This window comes from Halomonas sp. GT, from assembly GCF_002082565.1.
Classification (GTDB): domain Bacteria; phylum Pseudomonadota; class Gammaproteobacteria; order Pseudomonadales; family Halomonadaceae; genus Vreelandella.
Window position 1 is genome coordinate 98,707 of sequence record NZ_CP020562.1, and the last position, 13,966, is coordinate 112,672.

Consider the following 13,966-nt stretch of genomic DNA (forward strand, 5'->3'; position numbering starts at 1 on the left):
TAGGCGATGCGTATTAGTACGGTCACCATGTTTGAGCAGAGCACGGCTTCTATTAACCGTCAGCAAAGTGACTTTTTGAAAGTTAGTCAGCAAATTGCCAGTGGCCGTCGCGTGGTTAATCCTTCCGATGATCCGCAGGCAGCATCACGCGCTGTCGGCGTTGATCAATCCAGAGCGATGAACCAGCAGTTTTCAGACTCTCGGGTTTCGGCACGAAATTCACTGTCGCAAACTGAGAGCATTCTTAACAGTGTCAGTGATGCCGTTACTAGTGCTAAAACGCTGTTGATTCAAGCCTCTAGCGATACGCTAAGCGATGTGGATCGTGAGTCCATTGCCAGTGATCTAAAAGGCATTTACGAAACGATGCTGGGGCAGGCGAATGCCACTGATGGCAATGGCCGCTACTTATTCGGCGGCTATAAAGATAACGCCCCGCCGTTTGTTAAATCGGCAGACGGCAATGTGGAATATAACGGTGATAACAGTTCACGCCTGCAACGTGTCGATGCCTCGCGTTTGATGCCCGTTGCTGAAAATGGCGCCACGATTTTTCAGGGCGTCCCCAGCGGTGCTGGCTATATCGCTGAAGCCAATGCAGGAAACCAGGGGGGCGTTACCTTCAACGGTCCTCAGCTTACGGATGTTAACGATCCAGGCTATGGCGACAGCTACCGTGTCGTGTTCAGTGAAGATGCAGCGCTGGATAGCGGCATCAGCTATCAAGTGCAACGTTTTAGCGACGGCGCCTGGCAGGAAGACGCTGCTGATTTGGTGGCTAGTGGTGAATATGTCGGCGACGGTCAGCAACTTAGTTTTGGTGGGATTAATGTCACACTTACCGGCAGCGCCGAGCCTGATGATGAAATCCTGATTGCCCAGGCGGGCAGTGAGCAGCGTGGTGCGGATCTGTTTCGCACCATGGAAGCAGCAATTAGCGTACTAGAAACGCCTGCCCAAAGCACCGCGGAAAAAGCGGCGTTGCGCAATACGCTGAATACGTCGATGCGTGATCTTGATAATGCGCTCGATAACGTGTTGACCGTTCGTGCTTCTGCGGGTGCTCGGCTGAATGAGCTGGATGTGATTGATGCGGTAGGCAGCAACCGAAAGCTTAACTATGAGCAAACCCTGTCTGACTTGGTCGATTTGGATTACGCCGAAGCGATTTCTGAATATAGTCTGCGGCAAGTAGGCCTTCAGGCGGCTCAGAAAGCATTCGTCGATATTAGAGGCATGTCGTTGTTCGACTATATGTAAAACGGCCACTCTTTAGTAACTCATGAGGTCGCATTAAAAAAGGCCCCAACCTCTAGCGGTAAGCTTAGGGTTGGGGCCTTTTTGCAGGTGCGTTTCACAGCTCTTTTTTTTAAAAAGCCCAGAATTTAAAAAAACAGCATTTAAAAAATTAGTACTTTGAACACTAGCCTAACGGCGCCATGGTCTCGATCAAGCTCTGCATAAATGCCAGGCCCTGGCTAAAGAGCTGTTGTAAAAAGCGGCCGATATCTGTCATTAACACCATCAACAGGATCAGCCCAACAGTTAACGAGGCGGGGAAGCCGATATTGAATACCGTCAGCTGTGGTGCTGAGCGGTTAAGAATGCCGAGCGCTAAGTTAATGATCAACAGTGAACCGACCAGCGGTAGCGCAAGCAGCATACCGGAAGCAAAAATAGTTCCCGCATAGCGCGCCAGCAGCTCAAACGCATTCGGGTTTAAGGCACCAATGCCGATAGGTAGCGTTTCAAAACTCATTATCAATGTTTCTAACACCATCAGGTGGCCATTCATGGCAAGAAACATCAACAACGTAATCATATAAAGGATACGCGATAGCACCATGATATTGGTGCCGCTCGACATATCGAAAAAGCTGGCAAACGCCAAGCCCATCTGCAAGCCGATAAACTCCCCGGCAGCCTGAACCACGGCGAAAATAATATGCATGACTAAGCCAATAGCAACGCCTATCAAGAGTTGCTCAATCATGATGCCCAGGCTTGCCCACGACATGATGGGAACATTAGGCATAGCAGGCAATATAGGGGCAATGACAATAGCAATGATAGCCGCCAGCGCCACCTTGGCCTGATTCGGAACGCTGGAATGGCCCCATAGAGGCGAGGCCGCCATAAAGGCAGTAATGCGCGTAAATGGCCAAAGGAAAGCCACTAACCACGCCTGTAGCTGGGCGAACGTCACCTCCACCATGGCGTTACATCACCATGCTGGGAATATTGGAGAAGAGGCGATGCGTGAAGTCGGTGATCAAACCAATTAGCCAGGGCCCGGCAAGTACCAGGACGGCAAATACGGCTAATATTTTGGGAATGAAGGTCAGCGTCATTTCATTTATTTGGGTCGCTGCCTGGAACAAGCTAATGATAAGGCCGGTGAAAAGGGCGGCCAGCAGCATAGGGCCTGCAAGAAAAAGCGTTACCCGCATGCCTTGGTAAGCAATGCTCATCACCATTTCCGGGGTCATGGATACTCCTGGTCGCTGAACGCGACGCTCAAATCATGTAAAAGCTTTCTGCTAGCGAGCCAATAATCAACTGCCAGCCATCGACCAATACAAACAGCATGAGCTTGAAGGGCAGTGAAATCGTGATCGGTGGCACCATCATCATGCCAAGCGCCATCAGTGTACTTGCAACCACTAAGTCGATAATCAGAAAGGGAATGAAAATAGTAAATCCAATCTGAAACGCAGTTTTAAGCTCACTGGTGACAAAGGCAGGTAGTAATACCCGCATGGGCAGCTCTTCGGGACCTTGCATTGGGCCTACATCTGCTAAACGAACAAACAGCGCTAAATCAGGCTCGCGGGTTTGGGCGAGCATGAATTCACGGAACGGTTGCTGAGCCCGCAGTAAGAACTCTTCAAAATTGATCGTTTCATTAGTGAGCGGCATCCAAGCGGTGTCGTACACTTGGTTTAAGACAGGCGACATAATAAAAAACGTCAAGAAAAGCGCGATACCTAATAAAACCTGGTTCGGCGGTGTTGCCTGGGTACCCATGGCTGTTCTAAGCAAGCTAAGTACAATAATGATGCGCGTAAAACTGGTCATCATGAGTAGCATGGCTGGCAAAAAAGCCAGAGAGCTTAAAAATAGCAGCGTTTGTAACGACAGCGACCACTGCTGACCACCATTATCCAAAGGCTGAGAAACCAGTCCAGGAAGCTGCTGTGCATGAGCAGGTAGAACAAATAAGCAGCAGGCGATCGTGGCAAGTATTAGCCACCAACGCCGCCCATAAGGCCAAGCGAAATACATCTCGAATCTCATGGTGTGTGGTTTGAATCGGAGGCGGTAGGGGGTTCGGCATCGCGTTTGCCTCGGCTGGTGGCGAGTGCCTGGGCTAAACGCTGGGAAAACCGCGAAGGAGCCTCGGCGGGCGACGAGGTGGGGCGATCGGTCGGCACAGGACGTTCATGGAGTTTCGTTATCCGCCCATTACTAACGCCGACGACCAGCCAAGTGTCCTCTATCTCAACCACGACAATGCGCTCGCGGTTGCCTACCGCGGTGTTGCCCACAATTTTTAAGTGGGCACCATGTTCATGACGGGCGGTTTGCCAGCGTTTCAGTACCGCTGTGCACAGCAAAATAATGGCAATGACCAGAGCGAGCGCCGCTGCTGTTTTGCCGAGTGCTGCCATGCCTATTAAGGCATCACCGCTGCCGCTTATGGCATCAAGTGAGGTGCTTGATGAAGAAGAGGAAGCGACGCTCATCGGTTGAGTTTATGGATGCGCTCAGAGGGGGTAATAATCTCTGTGATGCGAATGCCGTACTTATCATCCACCACAACCACTTCCCCTTGGGCGATTAAATAGCCATTGATCAAAATATCCATGGGCTCACCAGCGAGACCTTCTAACTCAATCACCGACCCCTGGGCAAGCTCAAGTAGTTGCTTGATGGTCAGCTTCGTACGGCCTAGCTCCACCGTTAGCTTGACCGGGATGTCCATGATCATTTCCAAGTCGCGAGACTCGGCATGGCCACTTTCAGCACTTAACGGGCGAAATACTTCATCGCTCGCTGGTTTTGCAACAGGCGCTTCTGGCTCAGGCTCGCTGCTTGAGGTATCTGCTTCCTCGGCGGCTTCTTGCTCGGCCATGGCCGCTGCCCATGGGTCTTCCTCACCTGCGGTATCGGCACTCGAACTGGGTTCTTCTTGCTCAGACATGGCGTCCGCCCAATCATCATCAGAGACCTTTTGATCGGGTTTATTTGGATCAGTCATGCTTTGGGTTCCTTGGCTTTCTGTCGCGTTGAACCTTTAATAAAGTCCTTGGACGATAGGTTATTCATAGCGGCATGGTCGATCATACGCAGCACGCGCAATGCGCGTTGCTGCTGTTGGCTCCCGTACTCGCACTCCATCACCGGGACACCGTCGACACGAGCGGTGATCGTGTTGGGAATATCCATGGGCAATACATCGCCTTTTTTAAGCCCCATTACGTGGGCTATACGGCTTGGTATTTGTGCAAATTCAGCGACTAACTCAACTTCTGATTGGCGAAGCTCGTTCGCCATGCGCCGCGACCATGTGCCATCGTGGTCATGGTTGCTGTCATTAATCGGATTGGCGAGCAAATCCCTAAGCGGTTCAATCATGGCGTAGGGCATGCAAATCTGGAAGTTGCTCGACAGGTTGCCCACTTCAATATTGAACTTGGTGTTCACCACAATCTCGTTGGGGGAATTGGTGATGTTGGCAAACTTGGATTGCACTTCGGAGCGTAAAAAAAACACCTCTAACGGATAAACAACTTTCCACGCTTCTTGGTAGGCATCAATAGCCAAGTTGAGCAGGCGTTGAATAATACGCTGCTCGGTATTCGTGAATTCACGGCCATCCGATTTCGTCACGAAGCGGCCGTCGCCGCCAAACAGGTTATCTACCACCATAAACACTAGGTTAGGTGGAAAGACCACAAGTGCCGACCCGCGTAGCGGTTTCATTGACACCAGGTTCAAGTTAGTGGGTACCGGAACATTGCGCGAAAAGTCGCTAAAGCTCTGGTAGCGTACCGATTCAACGGTGATATCGGCACTGCGCCGTATTAAGTTGAATAGACCATTGCGGAAGTAGCGTGCAAAGCGCTCGTTAATAAAGTCTAAGGCGTGTAAACGCTCACGAATTACTCGATGTTGTGTCGAGGGATCGTAAGGGCGAACACGGACTTCCTCTTGTGTGGACGATGACGGAGCCGCAGGCTCATCATCTCCACTGACGCCCTTGAGTAAGGCATCAATTTCTTCCTGGGACAGTAGATCGTCCTGTGACATGAACGGCTCCAGTTCCCGGGTTATTGCACAATGAATTCGGTAAACAGCACTTCCCGTAAGTCTAGTGGGGGCTGGTTTTCGGTAAGCGGGACGTTCAAGCGGCTGATGATTGCTTGAGCCAGCTCTTCTTTACCCTCAATGGACGTTAATTCATTAGCCTGTTTGCCTGATAATAAAATCAGCAAGCGACTACGCACCTGAGGCATGTGTTCTTCAATAATCGCCTTACTTTGCTCGTTGCCAACCCGAAGCGTAATGCCGGTATAAAGCAAGCGAGAGCCATAACGATCATCTGCCAGATTGACAGTAAACGGGTCAATACGTGTGAAAACAGGCGGTACATGCTCGACTTCTTGCTGTGCTTCGTCGTTTCCAGTATTTCCGCCGCGCTGATCCAGCACTAAATAAATAGCTGCCGCGGCACCTGCCGACGAAAGCAGTACCAATACAATCATTATCCAAAGCAGTTTTTTAGACCCGCCGCTTGCTTCTGCCATTTGCTGTTCCCATAAATTTCACCCGTAACACTAGCCAAGCATTATGCCTAACGCTGTTACAGGTGATGAAATGAACAAGCTCATTGGATGAGCCTATCTTTTGGTTTAGTTAAGTGATGTTGTGAGTATCAATGTCGTCACACTTAACGCTAATTCCAGAATTAAGCATCAAGCATAGAGATCTACTCGACCATCTTGGCTACCGGGGTCGTCCACCTCAGTAGGTGAAGGGGCGCTATCGTTACCTAGCTCACCGCCTCGATTGCCAGCTGCTTTTCTTGGCGTCTGCTGGGCAAAAGTCTGTTCGTTCGGGTTCTGCTGTTCACCCACAGAGGTTTCGCCTAATGAAATGCCCTGTTCAGCAAGTGCTTCACGCAGTTGAGGAATGGCTTGCTCAATAGCCTGACGAACAGGTGCGTGTGACGATAAAAAATGTGCCTGTGTGCCCTGTTCGGTCACCTTGAGCGTGATCGATAATGGCCCTAGCTCAGCAGGGTGAAGCTGCATTTTAACCTGGTGCTCACCGCCACGCTGGGCAAATTGAATTAACTGCTGCCCTAACTGCGAAGGCCAAGCGGGACTGTTAAGCGGCGTGTTTAAGGCCGCTGTCGCTGGGCTGTTAGGCATTGCTTGGTTTTGTGTTGTCAGCGATGCAGGTAACACCTGCTCACTGCCTTTGCTCGCGCCACTGGTTGCGCTCGCCGTCTCTACTTCAGCAAGTAAGCCAGCCATCGCGTCAGCATTCACCGTCGGCGTTGGCGCTAGTGCAGTATTGAGCGGAGATAGCGCATGCATGCCTGGCTGCATGGTCGTAAACGGCTGAGCGGGAATGGTTTCCAGCGATGCCGTGGGTGTAGAGACGTTCACAGGCGTGGTCGCTGCTTCTGCTGGCAACGCCTTAACGTTTGATGGGCGTGGGGCGTTGGCAACGCCAGCTACTTGCTGTGTTGTGGCTGTCAGAGCACTGGTTAGCAATGCGCCGACTGAAGATTGAGCTAGCTCACTCGTATTATTGGGTAGTGTGGTGGCCGAACTATTGGCAGGCAACGGCGGCATGACTGATGCAGCAGCGTTGGTTGATGTTTGTGTTGCTGTCCGTGGCGCTTCAGCTGTGACTCTTTCGCCGATTAACGCTACCTGCCCATCTCGCGGAGCAGCGCTAGCGGGAGTGTCTTGCAATGTAGCAGCGGTGCTATTGGCAGTTACCGGCGGCAATACGGTTGCTGAGCCAGCGCTGGGTGCTGGTGAACGACCTTGCGGCGTTTCACTGGTTGTCCTGGAAAGCGCTGCCTGTGCCGTTGCTTGCGTTGCCATTGGTTGTGGTGCTGTTGGCTGTGGCGTTGTCCGTGATGTTTCTGCAACAGCTCTTTCGCCTGTTATCGCTATCTGCCCAGCTCGCGGAGCAGTGCTAGCCGGGGAGTCTTGCAATGCAGTTGCGGTGCTATTGGCAGTTAACGGCGACATCACGGATGCTGAGCCAGCGCTGGGTGCCGGTGAACGACCCTGTGGCGTTCCACTGGTTGGTATGGAAAGCGCTGACTGTTCCGTTGTTTGCATTGCCGTTGCTTGTATCGTCGGCTGTGGTGTTAGGGTCACTCTTTCGCCGGTTAACGCTACCTGCCCATCACGCGGAGCAGCGCTAGCGGGAGTGCCTGGCAGCATAGCGGCTTGGCCGTTAGCAGGTGAAACGTCGCTATTGGTGGTCACGGTAGTAGCTGCTTGTGCCGTCGGAAGCTGATGTGCGTTCAGTGCTTGAGTGTGATCTTGGCCTTGTGTCTGTGCTAGTGGAGTAGGCTCTGTGGCTAACGCGCGATCAGACAGCGCCGCAGGCATCGCAAGGGTTGTGCGATCAAGGAAAGAAGTGGCGGCAGTTAACGTGTTGGCAGGCGCAAGTTGGTCGGGTGACGTCTGGGTCGTCGCCTTGCTTAAGCTCGCTGCGGCTGAGGGCATCGCAGGGTTAGTAGGCTGTGCACTACCCGCAACGTTGGTTGCGGTCGGCGGCGTAGAATATGACGCGATGAGGGCTAAGCGCGACGCGACTTCTTCGATAGTAATTCGATTGGTTGTCTGGGTTGTCTCAGAGCCTGCGCTAGCAAGTGGCGAAGAGACTTGTTCTGGTGACCTGGCTTGTTCTTGCGATGCTGATGCTATTTCTAGCGTTTGAGTTGGCGCAACGCTATCGGCCCCAGAAGAGAATGTATCTGCAGCATGCCCCTGAGCGCTTACTGTGGCCACTATGTTCGACAGTGTTTCCTCATCCAGCTCACTATCAAGTGATGCTAATTGTTCAACGATATCGCTCAGTGGAACTGTGGGTGTGTTTTCTGCCGGGGCGTCAGTGAGTGTGCGGGCCTGATAGCTTGCAGCCTGCGTAAACGCCTGGAGAAACATGCCTTGCGTCGCACGAGGAGAGCTTGGGGCTGCAGAAGAGCTTGCTGACGAGTTAGCTCCCTGGCCCTGCATTGATAGCAATAGCTCAATAGTCATAAATACAGATCCTCGGCGCGACGCTAATGCGCCTTATCATTCGGCTGGCGGGCTAAACGGTTAGTCACAAAGTCATCACTCGATTTTTGCTCATGACGTTCTTGGCGGCGATGCTCTTCGGATAAGCGTCGTGATGTCAGCGTATCGTAGGAGGAAAGCTTACGCTGTTCCTGCTGCCAATGCTGTTGACTTTGCTGCACACGTTTTTGCTGAGCCACAAGCGCTTGCCGTGCCCGGCTGAGGGCGGCATCCAGCGACGCCAGAAATTGCTGATAGTTGTACATGGTGGCAGGGTCGATGCCGTCGCGCATCGCCGTCTGTAAACGCTCGGCATACTCCGCCCGATAGCGATTGAGCGATTGAAGCTGCGCTTCTGTTTGTTGCTGCGTTTGTCGTTCTTCTGCCAATAATTTCCCAGCTTTATCCCGCGCATCACGGGCTAAGCCTGTCAGCATGTCGAGCTGTGAATGACTCATCGCTAACCTCCCACTACCGCGTGCAGTGCTTGGCGTGATGCTTCAAGCGTTGCACACTCATCAATATTTTGCTGAAGAAATCGTTCCAATGACGGAAAGCGGTTCACCGCCTCGTCCAGTCTTGGGTCGTGCCCTGGGCTATAAGCCCCTACGCTGATCAAGTCACGATTGCGCTGATAGCGTGAAAAAAGCTGTTTAAAGGTGCGGGCTTCGTGAAGCTGTTCAGGAGAGCTAATGGCGGTCATCGCACGACTGATCGAGGCTTCAATATCAATGGCCGGATAGTGCCCCGCTTCGGCTAGCGTTCTAGAGAGCACGATATGGCCATCAAGAATTGCCCTGGCTGAGTCGGCAATAGGATCCTGCTGGTCATCGCCTTCGGTTAGCACCGTATAAAAAGCGGTGATCGAACCGCCGCCGCGCTCAGCGTTTCCAGCACGCTCGACAAGCCCTGGTAACTTAGCGAACACCGAAGGTGGATAACCCTTGGTGGCGGGTGGCTCGCCAATCGCGAGTGCGATTTCACGCTGTGCCATGGCGTAGCGGGTCAGCGAATCCATAATTAGCAGAACGTTTCGCCCCGCATCGCGAAACCCTTCGGCCAGCCGCGTCGCGTAAGCGGCCCCTTGTAAGCGCTGGAGCGGGGAGGTATCCGCGGGCGCTGCCACGACCACTGCACGCCTGCGGCCCTCAGGCCCCAGGATGTTGTCGATGAAGTCCTGTACTTCACGACCACGCTCGCCGATAAGTCCCACCACGATAACATCCGCCTGGGTATAGCGAGCCATCATGCCTAGTAGCACGGATTTACCTACCCCTGAACCCGCAAAGAGCCCCATACGCTGACCACGGCCAACGCTCAGTAATGCATTGATGGCACGGATGCCAACGTCAATCTGGGCATCAATAGGTGCCCGGGAAAGCGGGTTAAGCGGCGTCGCGTTAAGGGTTGCACGAGGCGTATCTTCAACGCTTTCACGGTCATCTAGCGGGTTGCCATTACCATCGAGCACTCGCCCCAGTAGGTCATCGCCAATCGGAAAACGTCGGGCGCTGTGGCCGCTGCCATCACTAAGCGGAGAGACTCTGGCTCCCGGCATAAGGCCAGAAATTTCTTCTAGCGGCATAAGAAACAGCTTGTCGCCAGAAAAACCAACGACTTCTGCTTCTGCATGCTTGTCGCTATCGTTCAACCGGCCATCTGCACCCGGTAATTCAATGCGGCAAGCACTCCCCACCGCCACGCGTAACCCAACCACCTCAATGACCATGCCTGTGGCACGTATCACTCGGCCACTGGTGCGGTAGTGAGGTAACTGACTAACGCGCTGCGTTGTTCGGTGCAGTGCTTTGCGCCAGCGGTAGAGGTGGGGGCAAGTCGCCTCGCTCATTGCATTACCTGTGTCATCAACGTTTGCGTCAACCCTTGTATTAACTAGAGGATGGGGAATCACTGTTGTGATGGCGTTTGCGTAACTGAGCAACAACTGACTGCCAGCGGCTTTCAAACGTGGCGTCCAGCTCTCCTTGGGCACTGGTGATCCGGCATCCACCACGTGCAAGCTGATCATCTGGCTGAAGCGACCAACTGGCCGCTTGTAGCTCGCTACCGAGATGTTCTTTAACTAACGCATGATCTTGCGGGTTAAGCCACAGACGTTGCTGGCCTACAAGCGGTGGCTCGGTGTGGAGTAGTTCACGAACGATCTCAAGAATTTGCTCAGGGCTCTCTTGCAGCGCGTCTGCGGCTAATTGCTTGCCGGTTGCCAGGGCAAGCTCGGCGAGGTCGTGTGCCACCGTCTCATCAATACGTTCTAGCGCATCAGAAAACTGTTTTGCGAGTGACCGTAGGGGCGCCACAGTTTTACGTATGTGTTGCTCTAACTCAGTCTCTGCCTGGGCGCGCCCTTCGTTCAGCCCTTGTTCAAGACCTTCTTGATGGCCTCGGGCTAAGCCATCCTGATAACCCGCCTCCTCAGCTTCCTGGCGAATGCGTTCATAAAGTGCCTGGCGTTCCTGCTCTTCACGTTGACGCGCCTGCTCGGCTGCTTTCTTGGCTGCCTCTACTTTGCGTTGTTGGGCGGAAGGCGTTGGTATGCCGCCCGGCTGTGAACCTGTCGTCTGTTCAGCCAACTCGTCCATTTGCCAGCGCCGCCAACTTCCGTGGCGGTCAAATTCAGGTGTTTTGGCGTTAGACATATTCATCGTCCCCGCCTGCTAAGACGATCTCACCGGAATCAGCCAATCGGCGCACTACCTGCAAAATAGCTTTCTGTTCGGTTTCTACCTGTGAAACGCGGATAGGGCCTCGGGCTTCCATATCCTCGCGAACAAGATCCGCCGCCCGCTGCGACATATTGCGAAGGAACTTGTCGACCAACGCTTCCTGGGCACCCTTGAGGGCCACCACCAAGGAATTGGTTTCGACTTCCTGTAGCACCATCTGAATCGCACGGTTGTCGAGGTCGAGTAGGTTCTCGAACAGGAACATTTCGTCGATAATTTTTTGCGCCAAGTCCTCGCTGTGAGAGCGAACGGTTTCGATGGCCACTTCTTCTTGAGACGAGTTCATTAAGTTGAGAATTTCGGCTGCCGTCCTTACGCCACCCATCTTGCTGCGCTTGAGGTTTTGGCCATCTAGCATGCTGGTCAGAACTTCTGTTAGCTCTTGCAGCGCGGCTGGCTGAACGCCGCTGAACGTTGCGATACGCAATACCACATCGTTACGCAGCTTCTCTTCAAACAGCTCAAGAATATCGGCCGCCTGGTGCCGGTCCAGATGAACCAGGATGGTGGCGATAATCTGCGGATGTTCGTCACGAATCAGCTCAGACACCATGGAGGCTTCCATGAGATTCAGTGCATCAATGCCTGAGTTGCCGCCCGTGGTTTCGAGGATATCCTCGATGAGACTGGTGGCACGTTCGCTCCCCAGTGCTTTGGTGAGTACCGAGCGAATATGCTCACTAGAGTTGAGGTTCAACGCCACAAACTCTTCGGTTTCTTTATGGAAGGCTTCCAGTACCGCTTTCATGTCTTCGTGTGAGACTTGATGCAAGCGGGCCATTTCCATACTGATGTCTTGTACTTCGCTGGCGCTGAGGAACTTGAAAACCTCTGCCGCGCTATCCTCGTCCAGTGCAAGCAAGAGGATGGCGCTTTTACGCGCGCCGGTCATCTCGGCAATCGGGCTACTCATGAGTGTTCATCCAGCTGCGGATAATCATTGCGACCATACGGGGGTCTTCCTGAGCCATTTCACGTAGGTCGTTAAGATTGTGTTCGTACAGCGAGGTTTTGCGCCGCCGTTTTGGCTTGCTGCTGTAGGTATCTTCGTTCTCACCGGACGCAGATACCTCATTCTCCTGCTCATCTTCTTCGCTTTCGCCTCCCACACTGGCGCTAAACGTACTGCCGGGCATAGCGGCGGCCATTACGGGTGGCTGGGTATAGCGCTTGATCAGTGGCCGTAGAATCAGCAGATAGAGCAGCAGAATTGCCAGGGCGACAAGCAGATAGCGACCCAAGGTTGAGGCAATAGACAACATCTCCGGCTGTTGCCACCAGGCAACGTCAGACTCGCTGTCATCAACACTGGCGAAAGGCGTATTGACGACTTCCACTTGATCACCACGCGCTTGCGAAAAGCCCATTGCCTGTTGAACCAGGCGCTCTAGCTGAGCAACTTCTTCTGGGCTGAGGGCAACTTGCTCTGCTTCGCCTTCCTCATTAATAACCCGACGGAAGTTCACCACAACTGCCGCTGATAGGCGCTCTACTTGGCCAAGGCGATGCTGAATGTGCTCAATACTGCGGTCAACTTCATAGTTCACAACGTCTTCTTGACGCAGGTTCTGTAAGGCGTTTTCAGGTACGTCTTCATCCTCTCCATCAGCGTCGGGCTGATTGATAGGCGACGGCGCTACACCGGGAGGAGTGTTACTTAATGCCCCTGGAATACCTGTTGCCAGAGGATCCTCGCCATCGTACGACAGACTAAGCTGACGGCTGCGAACCGCAGACTCATTGGGGGCCTGGTTGGGTGCATAGCGCTCTGAAGTCTGCTCGCGGCGAGAAAAGTCGATCTGTGCCGCTACCTGGGCGCGTACGTTGTCGTTTCCAAGAATGGGAGACAAAATATTTTCGATACGACGCTGATAGGAGCGTTCAACTTCTGCGATATAGGCAAGCTGAGAGCCATCCAGGTCGTTTCCTTGCGACGCTGTAGACGACAGCAGGCGACCATTTTGATCCACAATGGTGACGTCTTCCGGTGCCAGCTCGGGAACACTACTGGATACCATATGGACGATGGCGCTGACTTGCCCCTCGCCCAGAACACGCCCAGGCAGCATCGTCAGTACCACCGAAGCCTTGGCGGGCTCGCGATCACGAATAAAGACCGACGGCTTGGCCATCGAAAGGTGAACGCGAACTTTATCGACGGGGCCCAGCGATTCAATGGAGCGAGACAGCTCTCCTTCAAGGCCACGTTGAAAGTTAACTTGTTCAGCAAACTGGCTGATACCGAAGGCTTGGTTCTCCATCAGCTCAAAGCCCAAGTTGCCGCCACGGGGGAGTCCTTGCTCAGCAAGTTGTAACCTTAGCGTGTGCACCTGTTCGCTTGGGATTAACAGCGCTTGGCCGCCCTCGCTAAACTGATAAGGAACGCCGCGGCTGTCCAGCTCCGCAATAATGCGACCACCATCGGCTTCATTCAGGTTGCTATACAGAACCCGGTATTCAGGACTGCTGGCCCACATGAAAAGCGCGGCAATAATCGCAATAGAAGCTGCAGCAGCGACCAACAGCACAACCAACGGGTTGCCACGCAGCTGTTTTAACGTGCGCTGAGCCGTCGTGGGGCTTTTGGTGTCATTGTCTGCCGTTCCGCTGCGGGGTGCATGTTGTGTCGTACTATTCTGACGGCCTGCCGTAGCACCAGTTTCGCTCATGCGTGCCTCCACGAGGGCAGGCAAAACTGATGACGGCTCAGGCACATCACCAAAGAAGGCATAGGCTAATATCCGTCAATCGCGGTTATCCGCTAAAAAGATGAAGCGGAATTGTGATGGACGCCATTATCCTGGGGCAGGTCGAGCATAAATGAACGAACAGGTTGGCTTTTAAGGCGTATTTGTACGTATGAGTGATCTGCTACCAGTGATAGGCTTTTGGTATTACTTCACCTTC

At 53.3% G+C, this 13,966-nt stretch carries 14 protein-coding genes; 1 reads left to right on the top strand and 13 read right to left on the bottom strand.

The genetic code is table 11. The annotated features are described in order from the left end of the window. Positions 1-6 precede the first annotated feature (6 nt). Positions 7-1,260, top strand: a complete 1,254-nt coding sequence (flgL, locus tag B6A39_RS00440; protein WP_083000298.1) for a flagellar hook-associated protein FlgL — start codon at positions 7-9, stop codon at positions 1,258-1,260. A gap of 163 nt (positions 1,261-1,423) precedes the next feature. Here flgL and fliR read toward each other — a convergent pair whose 3' ends face one another. From fliR to fliF, 13 genes are all read right to left on the bottom strand, one after another. Then, positions 1,424-2,215, bottom strand: a complete 792-nt coding sequence (gene fliR, locus B6A39_RS00445; RefSeq protein ID WP_083000300.1) for a flagellar biosynthetic protein FliR — start codon at positions 2,213-2,215, stop codon at positions 1,424-1,426. 4 nt (positions 2,216-2,219) lie between these two features. Continuing rightward, on the bottom strand, positions 2,220-2,489 hold the full coding sequence (gene fliQ / locus B6A39_RS00450; protein WP_038480153.1) for a flagellar biosynthesis protein FliQ: 270 nt from the start codon (positions 2,487-2,489) through the stop codon (positions 2,220-2,222). Positions 2,490-2,517: 28 nt separating this feature from the next. Further along, positions 2,518-3,285, bottom strand: a complete 768-nt coding sequence (gene fliP / locus B6A39_RS00455; RefSeq protein ID WP_083000303.1) for a flagellar type III secretion system pore protein FliP — start codon at positions 3,283-3,285, stop codon at positions 2,518-2,520. Positions 3,286-3,293: 8 nt separating this feature from the next. Beyond that, the gene (gene fliO, locus B6A39_RS00460) at positions 3,294-3,746 is read right to left on the bottom strand and encodes a flagellar biosynthetic protein FliO (RefSeq protein WP_083000305.1); all 453 of its coding nucleotides are present in this window, start codon (positions 3,744-3,746) and stop codon (positions 3,294-3,296) included. After that, the gene (gene fliN / locus B6A39_RS00465) at positions 3,743-4,261 is read right to left on the bottom strand and encodes a flagellar motor switch protein FliN (protein ID WP_083000308.1); all 519 of its coding nucleotides are present in this window, start codon (positions 4,259-4,261) and stop codon (positions 3,743-3,745) included. The genes fliO and fliN overlap by 4 nt, the downstream gene beginning before the upstream one ends. After that, positions 4,258-5,313, bottom strand: a complete 1,056-nt coding sequence (gene fliM / locus B6A39_RS00470) for a flagellar motor switch protein FliM (RefSeq protein WP_009723988.1) — start codon at positions 5,311-5,313, stop codon at positions 4,258-4,260. Before fliM ends, fliN begins: the two co-directional genes overlap by 4 nt. Positions 5,314-5,333: 20 nt before the next feature. Continuing rightward, positions 5,334-5,810: a flagellar basal body-associated protein FliL gene (fliL, locus tag B6A39_RS00475; protein WP_083000310.1), complete on the bottom strand. Its 477-nt coding sequence runs from the start codon at positions 5,808-5,810 to the stop codon at positions 5,334-5,336. 168 nt (positions 5,811-5,978) lie between these two features. Continuing rightward, a complete protein-coding gene (locus B6A39_RS00480) occupies positions 5,979-8,297 on the bottom strand; it encodes a flagellar hook-length control protein FliK (RefSeq protein ID WP_083000313.1) in 2,319 nt (772 codons plus the stop codon). 23 nt (positions 8,298-8,320) lie between these two features. Then, on the bottom strand, positions 8,321-8,773 hold the full coding sequence (gene fliJ, locus B6A39_RS00485; protein ID WP_083000316.1) for a flagellar export protein FliJ: 453 nt from the start codon (positions 8,771-8,773) through the stop codon (positions 8,321-8,323). Positions 8,774-8,775: 2 nt separating this feature from the next. Continuing rightward, the gene (gene fliI, locus B6A39_RS00490) at positions 8,776-10,164 is read right to left on the bottom strand and encodes a flagellar protein export ATPase FliI (protein WP_083000318.1); all 1,389 of its coding nucleotides are present in this window, start codon (positions 10,162-10,164) and stop codon (positions 8,776-8,778) included. Between the two features lie 40 nt (positions 10,165-10,204). After that, a complete protein-coding gene (gene fliH / locus B6A39_RS00495; RefSeq protein WP_083007818.1) occupies positions 10,205-10,972 on the bottom strand; it encodes a flagellar assembly protein FliH in 768 nt (255 codons plus the stop codon). After that, positions 10,965-11,972: a flagellar motor switch protein FliG gene (fliG, locus tag B6A39_RS00500; protein ID WP_009723982.1), complete on the bottom strand. Its 1,008-nt coding sequence runs from the start codon at positions 11,970-11,972 to the stop codon at positions 10,965-10,967. The genes fliH and fliG overlap by 8 nt, the downstream gene beginning before the upstream one ends. Then, positions 11,965-13,728: a flagellar basal-body MS-ring/collar protein FliF gene (gene fliF / locus B6A39_RS00505; protein ID WP_083000321.1), complete on the bottom strand. Its 1,764-nt coding sequence runs from the start codon at positions 13,726-13,728 to the stop codon at positions 11,965-11,967. Before fliF ends, fliG begins: the two co-directional genes overlap by 8 nt. Positions 13,729-13,966: the final 238 nt, after the last annotated feature.

Coding starts and splice junctions, on each gene's coding strand:
- B6A39_RS00480 (WP_083000313.1), bottom strand. CDS start 8,297: ATGACTATTGAGCTATTGCTATCAATGCAGGGCCAGGGAGCTAACTCG.
- fliL (WP_083000310.1), bottom strand. CDS start 5,810: ATGGCAGAAGCAAGCGGCGGGTCTAAAAAACTGCTTTGGATAATGATT.
- fliI (WP_083000318.1), bottom strand. CDS start 10,164: ATGAGCGAGGCGACTTGCCCCCACCTCTACCGCTGGCGCAAAGCACTG.
- fliF (WP_083000321.1), bottom strand. CDS start 13,728: ATGAGCGAAACTGGTGCTACGGCAGGCCGTCAGAATAGTACGACACAA.
- fliQ (WP_038480153.1), bottom strand. CDS start 2,489: ATGACCCCGGAAATGGTGATGAGCATTGCTTACCAAGGCATGCGGGTA.
- fliG (WP_009723982.1), bottom strand. CDS start 11,972: ATGAGTAGCCCGATTGCCGAGATGACCGGCGCGCGTAAAAGCGCCATC.
- fliN (WP_083000308.1), bottom strand. CDS start 4,261: ATGACTGATCCAAATAAACCCGATCAAAAGGTCTCTGATGATGATTGG.
- fliJ (WP_083000316.1), bottom strand. CDS start 8,773: ATGAGTCATTCACAGCTCGACATGCTGACAGGCTTAGCCCGTGATGCG.
- flgL (WP_083000298.1), top strand. CDS start 7: ATGCGTATTAGTACGGTCACCATGTTTGAGCAGAGCACGGCTTCTATT.
- fliO (WP_083000305.1), bottom strand. CDS start 3,746: ATGAGCGTCGCTTCCTCTTCTTCATCAAGCACCTCACTTGATGCCATA.
- fliP (WP_083000303.1), bottom strand. CDS start 3,285: ATGTATTTCGCTTGGCCTTATGGGCGGCGTTGGTGGCTAATACTTGCC.
- fliH (WP_083007818.1), bottom strand. CDS start 10,972: ATGTCTAACGCCAAAACACCTGAATTTGACCGCCACGGAAGTTGGCGG.
- fliM (WP_009723988.1), bottom strand. CDS start 5,313: ATGTCACAGGACGATCTACTGTCCCAGGAAGAAATTGATGCCTTACTC.
- fliR (WP_083000300.1), bottom strand. CDS start 2,215: ATGGTGGAGGTGACGTTCGCCCAGCTACAGGCGTGGTTAGTGGCTTTC.